The organism is Pseudomonas sp. PA27(2017), assembly GCF_001945445.1.
Classification (GTDB): domain Bacteria; phylum Pseudomonadota; class Gammaproteobacteria; order Pseudomonadales; family Pseudomonadaceae; genus Aquipseudomonas.
The window spans coordinates 1-16,790 of sequence record NZ_MSXW01000058.1; the positions used below are offsets into that span (position 1 = coordinate 1).

The window sequence follows — 16,790 nt, forward strand, 5'->3', positions numbered from 1 at the left end:
CTTAACTCACAAGCACCCACACGAATTGCTTGATTCAGTTGTTAAAGAACGTTTGGCTGAGGCTTTCGTCTCAACCGAGGCGCGCATCTTACAGCACCCTCATTTGCTGTCAAGCTGTTTTTGAAGAATTTTTTCTTTCTTCTCAACACCTTGCAGCGCCCGACCAGACCATCTTCTCTCCAGCGGGAGGCGCATTCTACAGCGTTACAAACCGCTGTCAACACCCTCTTTTACCGCCTTCGATCAACCTGACCGAACCATCAACAGAACCACTCAAACCACCCTGTCGATGCCGGCGCATTCTACTCGAATTCGCCGTCCGTGCAACCTTTATTTTCGTCTAACTCGTTGATCTACAAGGAGTTTTCAGATCAGGCTGCGCCGGAAGTGGTGCGCATTATAGGCCCCCACGAAATCAGGTCAACCCTTAATTTACGCTTTTATTCAGTTTTCAGCGTAACCCGCGCGAAAGCCTTCTTGCCGGCCTGGCAGACGTGGGTAGCGCCCAGCTTGAACACGAAGCTGCGATCGACCACCTGACCATCCACACGCACACCGCCTGAGCCAAGAAGATCACGCGCGACCGCTGCGTTCTTCACCAGGCCTGCTTTATTAAGTAGCGCGGCAATCGGCATATCATCGCCAGCTGCCAGCTCGACCTCTGGCAGATCTTCAGGCAGCTCGCCATCCTTCATCCGGTTACCGGCAGAACGGTGGGCTGTAGCCGCCGCCTCTTCGCCATGGAAACGCGCGACGATTTCTTCGGCCAGCTTGATCTTGATATCACGCGGGTTCGCGCCGGCTTCCACGTCCTTCTTGAACTGCTCGATCTCATCCATGGTGCGGAAGCTGAGCAATTCGAAGTAACGCCACATCAGCGCATCCGGCATGGACACCAGCTTGTTGTACATGACGCCCGGTGCTTCCTGGATGCCGATGTAGTTACCCAGGGACTTGGACATCTTCTTCACGCCATCCAGCCCTTCGAGCAGCGGCATGGTGACGACACACTGGGACGACTGCCCATAGGCGCGCTGCAGTTCGCGTCCCATCAGCAGGTTGAATTTCTGATCGGTACCGCCGAGCTCGACATCGGCGCGCAGCGCCACCGAGTCATAGCCCTGCACGAGCGGGTAAAGGAACTCGTGAATGGCGATCGGCTGGTTGCCGGTGTAGCGCTTGTCGAAGTCATCGCGCTCGAGCATGCGCGCCACGGTGTACTGAGAGGCCAGGCGAATGAAGTCGGCCGGCGTCAGCTCGTTGATCCAGGTGGAGTTGAAGGCAACCTCGGTCTTGGCCGGGTCGAGGATCTTGAATACCTGAGCCTTGTAGGTCTCGGCGTTCTCCAATACCTGCTCACGGGTCAGCGGCGGGCGCGTTGCGCTCTTGCCGCTGGGATCGCCGATCATGCCGGTGAAGTCGCCGATCAGGAAGATCACCTGATGCCCCAACTCCTGGAACTGGCGCAGCTTATTAATAAGCACGGTGTGGCCCAGGTGCAGGTCCGGTGCAGTCGGGTCGAAGCCGGCCTTGATACGCAGCGGCTCACCGCGCTTGAGCTTCTCGATCAGCTCAGCTTCAACAAGAACTTCTTCCGCACCGCGCTTGATCAGCGCGAGCTGCTCTTCAACCGACTTCATAGGACTCACAGCCACCAGATTCAAAAGGGCTCCAACCATACAAGATCGCCAACAAATGACAAGTTTTGCCCTGCAATGCCCGCTGCAGGTGCCGGCCATCACCTGCGGGGTTGCCTCGAGGTAGATTTGGTTATATTTTATACAGTTACTGCATATTCATCAGTTTCTTCTTTTTCCTCTTCATCTTTTCACTTCATCAAAAAGCAGCCCTTATGACCTCTACAACTAAAGCGCCGCCGCTCTACCCCAAGACACACATCATCGCAGCCAGCGGCGTCGCCGCCCTCCTAAGCCTTGCGCTGTTGGTGTTTCCCTCCCGCGAAGTAGAAGCAAAGAAGACGTTTCTCAATCTGGACATGGACAACGGCTCCGAGCAGATCCAGCAGAACCTGCCCAGTAATCAGGCAGGCGCCGAAGCCCAGGAAGACGTCGACTCGCCGTTCGCGCAGATAGAAGGTAGCGATGATTCGCAGAATGCCGAGCTCGACGCAGAGCCGGAGATCGCCGAGCAGCCGCCTGAAGATCCGCGTAGCAAGACGGTCGCTGTAGAAAATGGCGACACGCTTTCCACGGTGTTCAGCAAAGTGGGCCTGAGCCCCAACACCCTGCATGAAGTGATCAACAGCAGCAAAGAGGCCAAGCAGCTGACACGCCTCAAGGTCGGCCAGGAACTGCAGTTCCAGCTGAGCGAAGACGGCCAGCTGGAAAGCCTGCACAGCCAGCTCAGCGACCTGGAAAGCGTCAGCTTGAGCAAGACCGACAGCGGCTATGACTTCAAGCGTGAGCTGGTCAAGCCGGACGTACATGAATCCTACGCCCATGGGGTGATCAACAGCTCGCTGTTCGTGGCGGCCAAGCGCGCCGGCCTGTCCCACAACCTGACCATGGACTTGGCCAACATCTTCGGTTACGACATCGACTTCGCCATGGATATACGTGAAGGCGACGAGTTCGAGGTCATCTATCAGAACAAGAAGGTTGGCGATAAATCGGTCGGCACCGGCAACATTCTGTCCGCACGTTTCACCAACCGTGGCAAGACCTTTACCGCTGTTCGCTATACCGACAAGCAGGGCAACGTCAGCTACTACGACGCCGATGGCAACAGCATGCGCAAGGCGTTCATTCGTACGCCGGTAGATTTCGCGCGCATCAGCTCGCGCTTCTCGAACGGCCGCAAGCACCCGATCCTCAACAAGATCCGCGCTCACAAGGGCGTCGACTATGCCGCACCACGCGGTACGCCGATCAAGGCTGCCGGTGATGGCAAGGTCATCCTGGCCGGCCGCAAAGGTGGCTATGGCAACACCGTGGTCCTGCAGCATGGCAGCCGCTACCGCACGCTCTATGCGCACATGCAGGGTTTCGCCAAAGGCGTTCGCACGGGCGGCAGCGTGAAGCAGGGCCAGATCATCGGCTATATCGGCACCACCGGTCTGTCGACAGGGCCGCACTTGCACTACGAGTTCCAGGTCAACGGCACTCACGTCGATCCGCTGAGCCAGAAGCTGCCGATGTCCGATCCGATCGCCCGCCAGGAGAAGCAACGCTTCCTGCAGATGAGCAAGCCGCTCATGGCCCGTATGGATCAGGAAAAAGCCACCATGCTCGCCCTCAACAAGCGCTGATCCCATGCTCTATCTCGGGGTGATGTCCGGTACCAGTCTCGACGGGCTGGACATCGCCCTTGTCGAGCAAGGCGAGCGCACTCGGTTGCTCGCCCACCATTATCAAGCCCTCCCCGACTCGCTTCGCCAGCAACTGCTCGATTTGTGCAGCCCGGGTGCGGATGAACTCGCCAGGGCCGCTCTTGCCGAGCAAGCGTGGGCGCGGCTGGTTGCCGATGGCATCGACGGCCTGCTGCGCCAGCAGAACCTGCAACCCACCGCCATTCGCGCCATTGGCAGCCACGGCCAGACCGTGCGCCACGAACCGGCCCGGGGCTTCACCATCCAGATCGGCAACCCTGCCCTGCTGGCAGAACTGACCGGCATAACCGTAGTGGCCGACTTCCGGCGCCGCGACGTAGCCGCTGGCGGCCAGGGCGCCCCCCTGGTGCCGGCTTTTCACGAGGCGCTTTTCGCCAGCCCCGGCTCCGCTCGGGCAATTCTCAACGTGGGTGGCTTCAGCAACCTCAGCCTGCTGGAAGAGGGAAAGCCCGCCAAGGGCTTCGACTGTGGGCCGGGCAACGTGCTGATGGACGCCTGGATTCACCATCATCGCGGCCAGGCCTACGACAAGGACGGCGCATGGGCTGCCAGCGGTACGGTGCAGCCCGAGCTGCTGACCGCGTTGCTGGCGGATCCGTTCTTCCAGGCGACCGGGCCGAAAAGCACCGGGCGCGAGCTGTTCAACCTGCCCTGGCTGACGCGCCACCTGGAACAGCAGCCTGCCTATCAACCAGTAGACGTGCAGGCCACCCTGCTGGAACTGACGGCCACCAGCATCGCCAGCTCGTTGCGTAACGCGCAGCCAACGTGCAGCCAGCTACTGGTGTGCGGCGGCGGTGCTCATAACAAGGAGCTGCTGGCACGCTTGCAGGCACTGTTGCCTGCTGCCGAGGTGAGCAGCACCGACGACCATAGCGTGCCCGCCGACTGGGTCGAGGCCATGGCGTTCGCCTGGTTGGCCCACTGCTGCCTGAACGGCATCCCCGCCAACAGGCCGGAAGTCACCGGCGCCAAAGGCCTGCGAGTACTCGGCGCCATCTACCCGGCCTGAGCCTATGCGCTCAAATGAAACGCCGTGCACTTGCGCGGCGTTTTGTTTGCGCAGGCCTTTGAACCCTGAAACATGGGCGGGCGGGTGCTCAGCGGCAAACGCAGGATGCAACGCTTCAAATTGCTGCGGCGGCACCCCAAATACCTCAATGCCTGAAGGCTGCGCTCGGTGTCAGCCTCGGGCATTTACCCTCGAGGCGTGATCTTCGTGTTTGCGAGCACCTTCAAGGCCGTGGTGCCGGCTACCGCCATCCTGTGCGTCGAATTTCTTCTGTAGCGGCGCGGTCGCGCGGTTGACCCGCGTCCTGGTGCCAAAAAACGCCACGCTGAGAATATGCAGCGGGCCGATCCGTTCCAGTACCAACTTGAACGCCACCGGCAGGAGAAGGCCCAGCAGCATACTGACGGTAAAGACCAGCCACTGCTCCTCCACCTGCAGCTTGTTCAGCACGATGCGCGCCCCTGCGGTGCCGAAGACGTGGAACAGGTAGATCTCGAACGAGAAATAGCCCAGCCAGGCCAATGGCAGGAAATAGAAACGCCGGGCGATCAGCAGGCTGATGGCAGCCAGGCCCAGGGCGGTACCCACCACGGCTAGATCAATGTCGTCGAGGTCGATCAGCGCGAACAGATAGGCCTGGTCGATACCCACCAGGATCACCAGCGCCGCGGCCATGGTGATGACGCTGCTGCGGGTGATCAGCTGCTCGCTGAAACGATAGAGCCCCAGGCCCAGCAGGAAGAACGGAAACAGCTCTACTGCCCTGTCGAGACTGAACAGATTCGGGCAACCTTCCGATGCAAAGGACGCAGCCAGCACCACCACGAAAACCAGGCCGTAATTACGCAGGCTCAGCAGCAGACCTGCTTTTTCCAGCAACGCGATCACTATGAAGATGCAGAAGATCGCCTGCAGAAACCAGAAGTGCGCGTAACTGAAGAAGTAGATGCTGAAGATCTCGCTCAGTTGCGGTTTGTCGTTGGTGTTGGGCACGATCATCTGCAAAGCGAAGAACAGCGTCGAGACCGTCAGCAGCGGTATGCCGACGCGTTTGAACTTGCCTTGGTAGAAGCGCGAGAGGTCACTGCCGGTGTTCACCGGACGCAGCGCATAGACGTAGCCCGAGATGGCGGTGAATAGCGGCATGCGGATGTAGACGAGTGAATCGTAAAGATAGCGCAGCACGGAGTCGTCCGGCACCTTCATGCCCAGGTCGGATGAACTGCCGATGACATGGCCCGCTACCATCAGAAACAGCGCCAGTCCGCGAATGGTCTCTATGCGCAGATCCTTTTCGGGCGTGGTCTTGGTCATGCTGAGTCCTCTGTACTAGCTAAGCGAGACAGCGTTTCCACACAGATGGGGAACGAATGCCGACGAATCGATCATCTGAGCCCGTGGAGCTTCGACTAGTTCATTGGCGGCCTTGCGGTAGGGACGGATTCGATTTCGATAAGCGCGCCCTCCTTCACCTGGCTTAGCAGCTACATCATTTCCCCAGCACAAGGAGCGCCCGAGATTCCCGCCTGTACACACCAGCAGCGGCGGTTACGAATAACCTGGCGCTGGACGATACAACATAACATTACTATATTGTCCGCCCTTTTTTGCCACTGGGCGGTGCGGCGCTGGCCCCTGCCTGTCGACCGACTTGCCAAGGATCTGCCCATGCTGCTCAGCAAACGCCCTCGCCTCTCCCTGCTCGCAGGTGCCCTCGCCACCTGGCTGACACTGACAGCCGGCCATGTCACCGCCGATGATCGCGTGTTCGACGTGGTCGCACCGTTCGAGATCGGCGGGCTGGATCCGGCGATTTCCGGGTTCATCTTCCAGCGCATGCAGATTACCGAAACCCTGCTCGAAGCCGACGCCAAGGGCCAGCCGCTGCCGGCACTGGCCGAACGCTGGAGCGTGTCGGACGATGGCAAGCAGTGGACGCTGTCGATCCGCCAGGGCGTGAAGTTCCACGACGGCAGCGACCTCACCGCCGCCGTTGCCGCCCATGCCCTGGAGGCGGCGCGCAAGAAGCCCGGCATGTTGCGCGACGCGCCGATCACCGCGATCAGCGCCAATGGCAATGACGTGGTGATCGCCCTGAACAAGCCCTTCAAACCGCTGGCGGCGCTGCTGGCTCATTCGTCCACCAACATTCTGGCCAGCGCGGCCTATGACGCAGACGACAACGTCAAGCAGATCATCGCCACCGGCCCGTATCAGCTGACCCTGCTGCAGCCGCCGCAGCGCCTCGCCGCAGAACGCTTCGACGGTTACTGGGGAACCAAACCGAGCATCGAGAAGACCACTTACCTCGGCGCCGGTCGCGGCGAAACCCGTTCGCTGATGGCCGAGAGCGGCGGCGCCGAACTGGTATTCCAGCTCGACCCGCCGAGCATCGCGCGCCTGCAGCGCAACCCCAACGTGCAGGTGCTGATGGGCCCGGTGCCGCGCGTGCTGGTGCTGGCGGCGAATGCCGGCAGCGGTGCCACCGCGCCGGTCGAGGTGCGCCGGGCCCTGAGCCTGGCGATCAACCGCGAAGGCATCACCGCCGCCGTGCTGCGCGCACCGGGCACCGGCGCTACGCAAATGTTCGCCGACAGCGTGCCGGCCTGGCACGACGCCAGCCTGCCACCGCTCAAGTACGACCCGCAGGCGGCCCGCGAGTTGCTCAAGGCACAGGGTTGGGCACCCGGCGCCGACGGCATCCTGGAAAAGGACGGCCAGCGCCTGCAACTCAAGCTGCTCACCTACTCCGACCGCCCGGAACTGCCGCTGATCGCCACCGCCCTGCAGGCGCAACTGCGCGAGGTGGGCGTGGATGTGGAGGTTGCTGTGGGCAACGCCAGCGCGGTTCCCGCCGCCCATAACGACGGCACCCTGCAACTGGCCCTGTACGGCCGCAACTACGCCCTGGTGCCCGACCCACTGCTGACCCTGATGGCCGACTTCGGCAACGGTGGTGCCGAGTGGGGCCCGCTGGGCTGGAACAACCCGCAGTTCGACCAGACCCTGAGCAAACTGCTGGCCAGCAATGATCCGGTCGAGCAACAGCAGTTGCGCAACGAGCTGATGAAGCGTGTGCAGACCGATCTGCCGTTGATTCCGATCGCCTGGTATCGCCAGTCCATCGCCGTGTCCAAGCAGATCGAAGGCGCCGCTATCGATCCGTTCGAGCGCACCTTCGGCCTGAGCAGCATGCGGTGGCGCCCATGATCCGCCTGCTGGGCTTTCGCCTGCTGCAGGCGGTGATGGTCGCCGTGCTGATCGGCTCGCTGACCTTTCTGCTGATGAGCCTGCTGCCCGGTGATGCCGCCTACCGCATCGCCGCCGGGCGCTACGGGTACGACATGGTCAACAGCGCCGCCGCTGAAGCGGTGCGCGCCGAACTGGGCCTGGACCAACCAGTACTGTGGCGCTTCACCGCGTGGATCGGCGACTTGCTGACCCTCGATCTGGGCAACTCGCTGGTTACCGGCCGGCCGGTGCTGGACATGGTCGCCCACGAACTGGGCAGCTCCGTGCGCTTGGCGGTCGGCGCCGTCCTGCTGTCCTTTCTGATTGGCCCGCCGATCGGGGTGATCGCCGGCTTGCGTCCGGGTGGCATGCTGGATCGCGGCCTGCTGCTGCTCAGCACGGTCACTCGCGCCATCCCTCACTTCGTGCTCGGAGTGATTCTGGTGCTGATCTTCTCGGTGTGGCTGATGGTGCTGCCGTCCGCCGGCCATGGCAGCTTCACCCACACCATCCTGCCGACGCTGACCCTGGCGCTGGGGCTCGCGGCCGTCTCCTCCCGGGTCGCAAGGGACGCCACCGTGGCGGTGGCATCGTCCGCCTACTTCGCCTTCGGGCGCCTCAAGGGCCTCAGCGGCACCCAGGTATTCCTGCGCCACGGCCTGCGCAATATCGGCGTGCCGGTGGTGACCTATCTCGGCGTACAGCTGGTGTACCTGATTGAAGGCGTGGTGGTGGTCGAGACCCTGTTCGCCTGGCCGGGCATCGGCCATGGCCTGGTTCACGCCATCGTCCAGCGCGACGTGCCCATGGTGCAGGGTACCGCGTTGGCCATGGGGCTGATGTTCGTGCTGCTCAATACCGCCGTGGACCTGCTCAACCACCTGATCGACCCGCGCCGGAGAACCGCATGAGCCTGGAAATCGCCATCGCCGAGGCGGCGCCCGCACCACGCGCGACCGTCCGTTACATCGGCCTCGCCCTGCTTGCGGCACTGGTCGCCTTCGCCGTCTGCATACCACTGTTCTGGGGCGTGGACATCGCCAAGCAGGACTACAGCGCGATTCTCGCCGGCGTCAGCAGCGCCCACCCGCTGGGCACCGATCACCTGGGCCGCGACATGCTCGCGCGCCTGGCCGCTGCCGTGCGCCTGTCGCTGGGCCTGGCGCTGGTCAGCGTCGCTACTGCGGCCATTCCCGGCGTGCTGCTGGGCATCCTGGCGGCATGGAAGGGCGGATGGGTCGACAAGGGTCTTGGGCTGCTGGCCGAGATGTTCCTGGCCCTGCCCGGCCTGCTGTTGGTTCTGCTGATCGTGGCCATCTATCCCGGCTCGTTCCTCGCCCTGTACGGCGCGGTGGCGCTGGTGCTGTGGATCGAATATTTCCGCATGACCCGTGCCCTGGCGCGTACGGTGCTGGCCTCGCCGGCCGTGGCCGCCTCACAGCTGCTCGGCTTCGGCCCGCTGTACATCATCCGTCGTCACCTGCTGCCGGAACTGGCTCCGCTGCTGATGACCATCGCCGCCTTTGGCGCGGCCGCGGCGATCATGGCCATCGCCGCCCTGGGCTTCGTCAGCGTCGGCGTCAAGCCGCCGACCGCCGAGCTGGGCCTGATGATCACCGAGCTACTGCCGTACTTCGCCGAAGCACCAGCGGTGATCGCCCTGCCGATCACCGTGATCTTTCTCATCGTTCTGTCACTGCTGCTGATTGCCGGGGGGCGCAAGCCATGAAACCACTGCTGAGCACCCGCGCCCTGGAAATCCGCACCGCCACCGCACAACTGGTCGAGCCGCTGTCCGTCGACCTGTGGCCCGGCAAAGTACTGACCATCATCGGCGAAACCGGCTCAGGCAAGAGCCTGTTCGCCCAGGGCATCGTCGGCAACCTGCCACCGGGCCTCGCCGCCCACGGCGAGATCGAACTGGCTGGCGACCTGCGCGAACCCGGCCAGGCCAGCGGTCGCCACGCCGCCTGGGGCCGCGAACTGGCCGTACTTCCCCAGGAACCCTGGCTGAGCTTGGACCCCACCATGCGCGCCCTCGACCAGGTCGCGGAAACCTACCGCTACGTGGTCGGCAAAAGCGCTCAAGAATCCCGTCAACAAAGCCGTCAGGACCTGACGCAGCTGGGCATCGAACAGGCCGAGGCGAAGTTTCCCTTTCAGCTCTCCGGCGGCATGGCACAGCGCCTGGCCTTCGCCGCCACCCACGCTGGGGGCGCCAAGGTGATGATCGCCGACGAGCCCACCAAGGGTCTCGACAGCGCGCGTATCGGCGAAGTGATCGGCCTGCTGCAGGCCGGCATCGCCGAGGGCGGCGCGCTGCTGATCATCACCCACGACATCGAGGTGGCGCGCCGGCTCGGTGGCGAGGTGATGATCATGCTCAAGGGCCGCGTCATCGAAAGCGGCAGCGCCGAGCAGGTACTCGACGCACCGCGCCACGAATACACCCGCCGCCTGCTGAATGCCGATCCGGCGCGCTGGCCGCGCCATGCCCCGTCAAGGCCGGGCGGCGAGCCGGTGGTGCAGGTACGTGACCTGGCCGTGGAGCGTGGCGAACGCGTGCTGTTCGAGGGCTTGTCGTTCGAAGCGCGCCCGGGCGAAGTGGTCGGCGTGACCGGCCCCTCGGGCTGTGGCAAGTCGACCCTGGGCGACGTCATTCTCGGCCTGATGCAGGCGCGCAGCGGCACCGTGACCAAGTGCCGCGAGGCGCCGCGCGTGGCCTTCCAGAAGCTTTACCAGGACCCGGTGGCGGCCTTCGCGCCAACGATCACCCTGGGCCGCTGCCTGGCCGATCTGATCAAGCTGCATCGCCTCGATGCCAGCCGTATCGACGGGCTGCTGCAACGCCTGCGCCTCGACCGAGGCCTGCTCGACCGCTTGCCCGGCAACGTTTCCGGCGGCGAGCTGCAGCGTTTTTCCCTGCTGCGCGTGCTGCTGCTCGACCCGGTGTTCATCTTCGCCGACGAACCCAGCTCGCGCCTCGACCTGATTACCCAGCAGGAGATGATCGAACTGCTGGTGGAAACCGCCAGGGAACGCCGCACCGCGGTGCTGCTGGTCAGCCACGACGAAGCGCTGATCGAGGCGGTAGCGGATCAACGCATTCGCCTGGGACACTGACCGGCCTGGTTCTGCACGAGCACTTCAGGTCTGTGCAGGAGTTTTCGAGGCAAGCAGCTCGGTGATCCAGCGTATCTGCTGCTCCAGCTTTTCATCGGGTACGTCCTGGCTGGCGCGGGCCAGGCCGGCCAGGGTCTGCAGCTTGAGGCGCAGCAGACGCTGCCACTTGGCCTCGAACACCAAATCGCGTGCCTGCAAGAGCAGCGGGCCGAAATACAGTTCCTGTTCGGTATAGCGCGTCGGCTTACCGGGCTCGGCGACGATGATTTCGTAGAAGAAACGATTCTCCTGCAGCAGCTCTTCATGGGCGATGCGGTAGTCGTTGTCCATCAGCCACTGGCGCAGCGGCTGCTCACCGCCGTTGGGTTGCAGGATCAATAGCTCGTTGCCGCCGAGCCGCGCCTTGTCCCGCGCGAGAATGTCGCGGATGGTCTCGCCGCCCATGCCACAGAAGCTGATGGCAGTGATGCAGTCAGTTGGCTCGATGGCCGCCAACCCGTCGGCCAGGCGCACGGCGATGCGATCCCCCAGCTCGTGTTCGCGCACGCTGCGCTCGACAGCGCGCAACGGTATGAGCGCCACCTCGCCGGCGACCGCCGTGCTGATCGCACCGCGATTCATCAGGGCGACGAGCAGGTAGCCGTGGTCGGTGCCGATATCGGCAAGCCGTGCTCCGGCGGGCACCTGGGCGGCGACGCGCTCCAGGCGTGCGGACAATTTTCGTGGGGTCAACGGCTGCCTCGTCAATCAGCACCTTTCCGGGCCGGCGAGCGATTCTGTCGAGCAATGGCTGGCGAAGCAACCGGGCAGAGGCAGTGCAGGAGCGCCGCGGCTCAGCTGGCGCGCCGCCCGCCGATCAGGCCACCGACGCTGAGCGTGCCCACCTGCACGCCCTCGCAGGCCCGCGCTTCCTGCAGGCATTGCAGGCACAGCCGGGCATTGGCGCCGTGGGCGCATGTCAGGTCTGCGGTGCCTTGGTCAAGCAGGATGGCGCCGGCCTTGCGCGAGCGCATGTCGGGCAGCAGTTCGCTGACCACCGCGGCCAGGCTCAGACAACCCAGTTCGGCAGCCTCGGCGGCGTGATCGGGGCCATTGCTGGAGTCCAGGCCGTAGTACATGGCGTCGATGGGCCCGACGCTGCTGCGAATGGAGCGAATGACCGCCCGAACTTGCTCAGGGTGGGACAGGTCGCCGGTAAAAGTGCGGGTGGCGATGCCTTCGCTCTCCAGCACGCAGGTCAGCGCCTGCACGCAGTGCGCATGATTGGTCACCAGCACCACGTCATAGCCCTGGTTACCGTATTGACGGGCGGCCAGCGCGCCCACGCTGTTCTGCGCCCCGAAGACCACGAAAGTTCGATTCATGCCTCAACCCGCCCGAAAGTTGCGTGCACAGGTGCTCCGGCATCGCCTCGTGGGCGGCGGCCACCTTGCCTTGACGGCCCCGTCGGCCGTTGCAGGCGATGGTCACCCGGTAACATTGCCTGAACATTGCGTCGCGTTTTTGCCGGCTCCGCTACTATGTGCAGCTCCGATAAACCGCGCGGTAATGCACCTTGCGAATCCTTCTCGTCGAAGATGACCTGCCCATGGCCCAAGCCCTGCAAGAGGCGCTGGGCCGGCACGGTTTGCTGGTGGATTGCGTGCACTCGCTGGCAGCGGCAGGCGCGACCCTGCGGCTTAACGTGCATGACCTGTTGATTCTCGACCGCGGCCTGCCCGATGGCGATGGCGTGGGTTTCATCGCTACCGCCAGGCGGCTCTGCCCGGCGCTGCCCATCGTGCTGCTCACCGCCCGCGGCGAGATCGCCGAGCGGGTCGACGGCTTAGATGGTGGCGCCGACGATTACCTGGTCAAGCCGGTGGCGGTCGACGAGTTGCTGGCCCGGGTGCGGGCGATTGCCCGGCGCCCGGCCACCATGGTTCTGCCCACCGCGACCCTTGGCGCGCTGTCGTTCGATTTCAGCGCCCGCGAGGCCATCGTCGATGGCCAGGCGCTGCCGTTGCCACGGCGCCAGCTGTTGATTCTCGAGGCGCTGATCTACCGCCAGGGTCGCACCGTACTGCGCGAGAACCTCCACGAGGCGGTGTATGGCCTGGCGGACGAGATCCAGTCCAACGCCCTGGACGCCCACGTGTCGCGGCTGCGCCGGGCGCTCAAGGACGCCGAGGCCGGCGTGGAGATCGCGGTGATCCGCGGCGTCGGCTACCTGCTCAAGGAAAGCCGATGAAAGCCGCCCACAATCCATCGCTGATCGGGCGCCTGCTGTGGTCGCTGTGCATCATGCAGGTGGTCGTGCTGGTGACGGCGATCGCCGGCACCCTGTATCACATCATCGACGACCAATTCACCTTCATGGATGACGCGGTGATCGACGTACTGGAAGACTCCATCGCCATCACGCCCCAAGGCCTGGTATTCGAGCCCAACGAGCCGTTGCGCGAGTTGCAAGCCACTAACCCTGGCCTATGGGTGGTAATCGGCGACGGTAACGGGCGCCGTGAAGAACTTGGCAGTGTGCCGGGCGAATACCGCGAACTGGCGAATTACGTTTCGGTACTGGGCATCTCACAGATACGCGCGCTGCCGGAACACCGTCATCTGACCATGCGCATCGAGGTCAAGGAAATCCAGGGGCAACGGGTGCACATCATGGTCGGCGGCGTGGCGGACCTGAGCTTCACCAGCCTGATCGTCCAGGCCACCGGGCTGCTCAGCCCCTACTTCCTGACGCCGCTGCTGCTCTTCACCCTGCTGGCCACGCCCATCGTGGTGCTGCGCGCCATGCGCGGCGTGCGCCGGTTGGCCAGCCGCGCTGCGGCGCTGGATATCTCGCAGCACGATGCGCACCTGCCCGAGGACTCGGTGCCGCGAGAGATTCGCCCGCTGGTCAGTGCCTTCAACGCGGCCATGGAGCGATCCAGCAAGGCCTATCACGCCCGTGACCGTTTCCTGCGTGACGCCGCCCATGAGCTTCGCATGCCGATCGCCGTGTTGATGGCACGCCTGGACGGCATGCCGGCACACCCCATCAAACCCATGTTGCAGATCGACCTGGCACGCCTGGCCACCGTGGCCGAGCAGTTGCTCGACCTGCAACGGCTGCAGTCGCCAAAGGTGGAGTTCGAGTTAGTGGATCTGGTCGCGCTGAGCCGCGAAGTGATTTCCGATATCGCCCCCGTGGCCCTGACCCGCTGTGACGACCTGGTGCTGGAGGCACCCGAACATCCGGTATGGGTGATGGGCCAACCCAGCGCCCTGAGCCGGGTGATCACCAACCTTCTGCAGAACGCTCTGGTGCACGGCGCCGGCGTAGGCAGCATCAGCCTGCAGGTCGGCACGAACGGCAGCATGGCGGTGGCGGATCAGGGCCCGGGTGTACCGCGGGAGGATCGAGAGCAGATCTTCCAGCCGTTCTATCGCGGCAAGACCGAACAGCCAGGCCACGGCCTCGGCCTGCATCTGGTGCAGGAAATCGTGCGGGCCCACGGTGGGCGTATCACGGTCGAGGACGCCACCGGCGGCGGCGCCATATTCAGGGTGCAGCTGCCGCTGGCTCCCGCTTAAGCGAGCGCGGCAATCAGGCGCAAGGGCTGGCGGCTACACGGCGGCTGGCCAGCGGACGAATCACGCTGAGCAGCCCCAGCAGCGCGATGCCGGCGCCGACCCACAGCGGCGCGCGCAGTCCGTAGCCGGCCTCGATGGCCGCGCCACCGGCCCAACTGCCGAACGCCAGCCCGGCGGTGATCACCGACGTGTGCAGGGTGTTGACCAGGGCGCCGGGCTCGGCGGCCTTCATCACCCGCGCGACCATTGCCGGGTTGAGCGCCACGCCGGTCAGGCCGATGGCGATGAAGCAGGTCAGGTTGAGCCAAAGGTTGTCTCCGGCCACGGCGAAGCCGCTCATGGCCAGCACCAGCACTACCAGCCCCAGGCCTAGCGCGGTGAAAGTATGGCTGTCGGCGAAACGGCCGACCACCATGTTGCCAATCAGGTTGGCCACGCCGTAGAGCGCCAGCATCGGCGCGACCTGGCCGGGCGCCAGGCCAACTTCCTGAATAAGGATCGGCGTGCAGTAGCTGAAGGCCGCGAAAGTCGCGCCAATGATCAGCCCGCTGGTCAGGTACGCGCCCCACAGGCGGCGGGTGCGCAGAGTCCTGATCTGTTCGCCAAGGCGAGCTTCGCCACCAGCCTCGCCCTTGGGCAGGCGCATGGCGGCGAGCAGCGTACAGACCAGCGCCAGGCCGACCACCGCCCAGGAGCTGGCGCGCCAGCCGTGATGCTGCTCGATCCAGGCGGTCAGCGGCACGCCGGCCACCGGCGAGAGCATCAGGCCGGCGAGCACCACCGATACCGCGCGACCGCGTTCCTGATTGGAGACCATCGCCGCACACAGGGTCATGCACAGACCGATGCAGGCCGCACTGGACACGCCCATGATGATCCGTGCAACCGCCAGTACCGGATAGCTGGTCGCCGCCGCGGCGAGCGCACCGGCCAGCACGTACACCGCCAGCAAGCCGACCAGCGCCTGCTTGCTGCCGATGCCGCGCGACAACAACAGCATGGTCACCGGTGGGCCACCCAGGGCCATGCCCAGCGCGTAGAAGGCAATCAGGTTGCCGACCTCACCCAGGCTCACCGAAAACGCCTCGGCCAGGGCCGGCATCATGCCGGCGACCATGAATTCGGCCGTGACCAGCGAGAAGATCGTCGCACCCAGCAGGTAGATGGTGAACGGCAGTTTGGGACGAGCGGACATGGGCGACCTTGAGTCTGGGAAAACGGGTCGCCACCCTATGCACTCAAGCCGCCAGGGTCAAATGAACGCGGTGCATAACGGTCATGCCCAGCGGCAATGGTGCGATCTAGACACCTGCTTAACGCCTGCTCAGCCTTCAGGCCCAACGCAATCGGCTATCCCATTTCGGCACAAGTTAATCTTATTAATCATTAAGTAGTTTTACGGAACGGAAATTGCCTTATTGTGAGAGCACCGCATCGAAGCGCAGTAGAGGTTTCGAAAATGCACAGTTCTCTCGCTCCCACGCCCAATTCGCCCCTTTGCCCCTCGCCTTCGGCGATCCGCTACCGGCGCTCCCACGACGTCGAGGAACACGCGCAGCTGTCCGGCTGGCAGCTGCGTTACGACCAGCTGAGCGCCGGGCGCTTCAGCGGCGAGATACTCGAGGTGCAGCTCGACGGCATGCAGCTGATCCGCGACCGCGCCAACCAGGCGATGCTCAAGCAGGCGGCCACCTGGTCCGGCGCGATTGTCTTCGCCATGCCGATGCGCTGCGCCGACCCGCACGTGCATTGCGGGGGCCATTCGATTCACGCACCAAGCCTGCTGATCGGCCATGGCGCCCATCTGCCGGAACTGCGCGTGCATGGCGATCTGGATGCGGTGTGCATCGCCATCGACGAGCAGTCGCTGCAACGCACGCTGCACCAGCAGCAGCGCGAACTCGACCTGACGCGCCTGTCACGCTGTTACCAGTTGCTCGGCCAAGCAGACCAGCAGCAATTGATCAGCCTGTTCGGCAGCGTGCTCGACCAGCAGGCGCCCGGCGCCACACTGCTCGACCACGCTACGATCCGCGGCGCCATCCGCGATGCGGTGATCATGCATCTGCTGGAGCTGATCGACAGCGAAGACGACCACTCGCTGTCGATCAGCGCGCGCCGGCGCATGGTCGACCGCGCCCGGGATTACGCCCTGGCTCACCCGGACCGGCCGATCAACATTCTCGAGCTGTGCAACCAGATAGGCGCCAGCCGCCGTAAGCTGCAGTACTGCTTTCAGGAAGCGCTGGGCATCAACCCGATCGCCTACCTGCGAACCATCCGCCTCAACGCGGTGCACCGCCAGTTACGCCACGCCAGCGAGACCGATTCGGTACAGAGCATCGCCGCCAACTGGGGCTTCTGGCACCTGAGCCGCTTCGCCAGCGACTACCGCCAGCTGTTCGGCTGCAAGCCGTCGGATACCTTGCGTCAGGCTCGCCAATACTGTGCTGAAAACGGATAACGGCAGGCGCTGAAGCCGCCCTAGGCTGACCTCCCACACAATAA

14 protein-coding genes are annotated in these 16,790 nt (G+C 64.0%); 9 read left to right on the top strand and 5 right to left on the bottom strand.

Going from position 1 to position 16,790, the window contains the following annotated elements:
- Positions 1–440: 440 nt before the first annotated feature.
- Positions 441–1,640: a tyrosine--tRNA ligase gene (gene tyrS / locus BVH06_RS20220; protein ID WP_075931677.1), complete on the bottom strand. Its 1,200-nt coding sequence runs from the start codon at positions 1,638–1,640 to the stop codon at positions 441–443.
- Between the two features lie 212 nt (positions 1,641–1,852).
- Here tyrS and BVH06_RS20225 point away from each other — a divergent pair, with 212 nt between their 5' ends.
- Positions 1,853–3,268, top strand: coding sequence for a peptidoglycan DD-metalloendopeptidase family protein (locus tag BVH06_RS20225; RefSeq protein WP_075935279.1), 1,416 nt, complete (start codon positions 1,853–1,855; stop codon positions 3,266–3,268).
- 4 nt (positions 3,269–3,272) lie between these two features.
- The gene (locus BVH06_RS20230; protein WP_075935280.1) at positions 3,273–4,361 is read left to right on the top strand and encodes an anhydro-N-acetylmuramic acid kinase; all 1,089 of its coding nucleotides are present in this window, start codon (positions 3,273–3,275) and stop codon (positions 4,359–4,361) included.
- A 171-nt stretch (positions 4,362–4,532) separates the two neighbouring features.
- On the opposite strand, the gene BVH06_RS20235 is transcribed toward BVH06_RS20230, so the two are convergent.
- Complete coding sequence (locus BVH06_RS20235; protein WP_256575220.1) at positions 4,533–5,675, bottom strand: acyltransferase family protein; 1,143 nt, start codon at positions 5,673–5,675, stop codon at positions 4,533–4,535.
- A gap of 354 nt (positions 5,676–6,029) precedes the next feature.
- Here BVH06_RS20235 and BVH06_RS20240 point away from each other — a divergent pair, with 354 nt between their 5' ends.
- Genes BVH06_RS20240 through BVH06_RS20255 form a run of 4 tightly spaced genes read left to right on the top strand, consistent with a single transcriptional unit; the run spans position 6,030 to position 10,715 of the window.
- On the top strand, positions 6,030–7,571 hold the full coding sequence (locus BVH06_RS20240) for an ABC transporter substrate-binding protein (RefSeq protein WP_075935281.1): 1,542 nt from the start codon (positions 6,030–6,032) through the stop codon (positions 7,569–7,571).
- Positions 7,568–8,503: an ABC transporter permease gene (locus BVH06_RS20245; protein WP_075935282.1), complete on the top strand. Its 936-nt coding sequence runs from the start codon at positions 7,568–7,570 to the stop codon at positions 8,501–8,503. Before BVH06_RS20240 ends, BVH06_RS20245 begins: the two co-directional genes overlap by 4 nt.
- Positions 8,500–9,321, top strand: coding sequence for an ABC transporter permease (locus BVH06_RS20250; protein ID WP_075931672.1), 822 nt, complete (start codon positions 8,500–8,502; stop codon positions 9,319–9,321). Before BVH06_RS20245 ends, BVH06_RS20250 begins: the two co-directional genes overlap by 4 nt.
- Entirely contained in the window at positions 9,318–10,715 is a 1,398-nt protein-coding gene (locus tag BVH06_RS20255; protein ID WP_075935283.1) for an ABC transporter ATP-binding protein, read from the top strand. Before BVH06_RS20250 ends, BVH06_RS20255 begins: the two co-directional genes overlap by 4 nt.
- Before the next feature lie 24 nt (positions 10,716–10,739).
- Here BVH06_RS20255 and BVH06_RS20260 read toward each other — a convergent pair whose 3' ends face one another.
- Together BVH06_RS20260 and BVH06_RS20265 are read right to left on the bottom strand one after the other, a co-directional pair.
- On the bottom strand, positions 10,740–11,447 hold the full coding sequence (locus BVH06_RS20260) for a tRNA (adenine(22)-N(1))-methyltransferase TrmK (RefSeq protein ID WP_075935284.1): 708 nt from the start codon (positions 11,445–11,447) through the stop codon (positions 10,740–10,742).
- Positions 11,448–11,548: 101 nt separating this feature from the next.
- On the bottom strand, positions 11,549–12,079 hold the full coding sequence (locus BVH06_RS20265) for an SDR family NAD(P)-dependent oxidoreductase (protein WP_075935285.1): 531 nt from the start codon (positions 12,077–12,079) through the stop codon (positions 11,549–11,551).
- 191 nt (positions 12,080–12,270) lie between these two features.
- On the opposite strand from BVH06_RS20265, the gene BVH06_RS20270 reads away from it, so the two are divergent.
- Both BVH06_RS20270 and BVH06_RS20275 read left to right on the top strand, forming a co-directional pair.
- Positions 12,271–12,945: a response regulator transcription factor gene (locus BVH06_RS20270; protein ID WP_075931668.1), complete on the top strand. Its 675-nt coding sequence runs from the start codon at positions 12,271–12,273 to the stop codon at positions 12,943–12,945.
- Positions 12,942–14,282, top strand: coding sequence for a sensor histidine kinase KdpD (locus tag BVH06_RS20275; protein ID WP_075935286.1), 1,341 nt, complete (start codon positions 12,942–12,944; stop codon positions 14,280–14,282). Before BVH06_RS20270 ends, BVH06_RS20275 begins: the two co-directional genes overlap by 4 nt.
- Before the next feature lie 13 nt (positions 14,283–14,295).
- Here the strand turns inward: BVH06_RS20275 and BVH06_RS20280 are convergent, their stop codons facing one another.
- On the bottom strand, positions 14,296–15,477 hold the full coding sequence (locus tag BVH06_RS20280; protein WP_075931666.1) for an MFS transporter: 1,182 nt from the start codon (positions 15,475–15,477) through the stop codon (positions 14,296–14,298).
- A gap of 264 nt (positions 15,478–15,741) precedes the next feature.
- On the opposite strand from BVH06_RS20280, the gene BVH06_RS20285 reads away from it, so the two are divergent.
- Positions 15,742–16,746 carry a helix-turn-helix domain-containing protein gene (locus BVH06_RS20285; protein ID WP_075935287.1) on the top strand — a complete coding sequence of 335 codons (1,005 nt, stop codon included), beginning with the start codon at positions 15,742–15,744 and terminating at the stop codon, positions 16,744–16,746.
- Positions 16,747–16,790 lie beyond the last annotated feature (44 nt).

What these genes read in the sequence shown, in the direction of transcription:
- tyrS (WP_075931677.1), bottom strand. Translation starts at nt 1,640, where the DNA reads ATGAAGTCGGTTGAAGAGCAGCTCGCGCTGATCAAGCGCGGTGCGGAA.
- BVH06_RS20225 (WP_075935279.1), top strand. Translation starts at nt 1,853, where the DNA reads ATGACCTCTACAACTAAAGCGCCGCCGCTCTACCCCAAGACACACATC.
- BVH06_RS20230 (WP_075935280.1), top strand. Translation starts at nt 3,273, where the DNA reads ATGCTCTATCTCGGGGTGATGTCCGGTACCAGTCTCGACGGGCTGGAC.
- BVH06_RS20235 (WP_256575220.1), bottom strand. Translation starts at nt 5,675, where the DNA reads ATGACCAAGACCACGCCCGAAAAGGATCTGCGCATAGAGACCATTCGC.
- BVH06_RS20240 (WP_075935281.1), top strand. Translation starts at nt 6,030, where the DNA reads ATGCTGCTCAGCAAACGCCCTCGCCTCTCCCTGCTCGCAGGTGCCCTC.
- BVH06_RS20245 (WP_075935282.1), top strand. Translation starts at nt 7,568, where the DNA reads ATGATCCGCCTGCTGGGCTTTCGCCTGCTGCAGGCGGTGATGGTCGCC.
- BVH06_RS20250 (WP_075931672.1), top strand. Translation starts at nt 8,500, where the DNA reads ATGAGCCTGGAAATCGCCATCGCCGAGGCGGCGCCCGCACCACGCGCG.
- BVH06_RS20255 (WP_075935283.1), top strand. Translation starts at nt 9,318, where the DNA reads ATGAAACCACTGCTGAGCACCCGCGCCCTGGAAATCCGCACCGCCACC.
- BVH06_RS20265 (WP_075935285.1), bottom strand. Translation starts at nt 12,079, where the DNA reads ATGAATCGAACTTTCGTGGTCTTCGGGGCGCAGAACAGCGTGGGCGCG.
- BVH06_RS20275 (WP_075935286.1), top strand. Translation starts at nt 12,942, where the DNA reads ATGAAAGCCGCCCACAATCCATCGCTGATCGGGCGCCTGCTGTGGTCG.
- BVH06_RS20280 (WP_075931666.1), bottom strand. Translation starts at nt 15,477, where the DNA reads ATGTCCGCTCGTCCCAAACTGCCGTTCACCATCTACCTGCTGGGTGCG.
- BVH06_RS20285 (WP_075935287.1), top strand. Translation starts at nt 15,742, where the DNA reads ATGCACAGTTCTCTCGCTCCCACGCCCAATTCGCCCCTTTGCCCCTCG.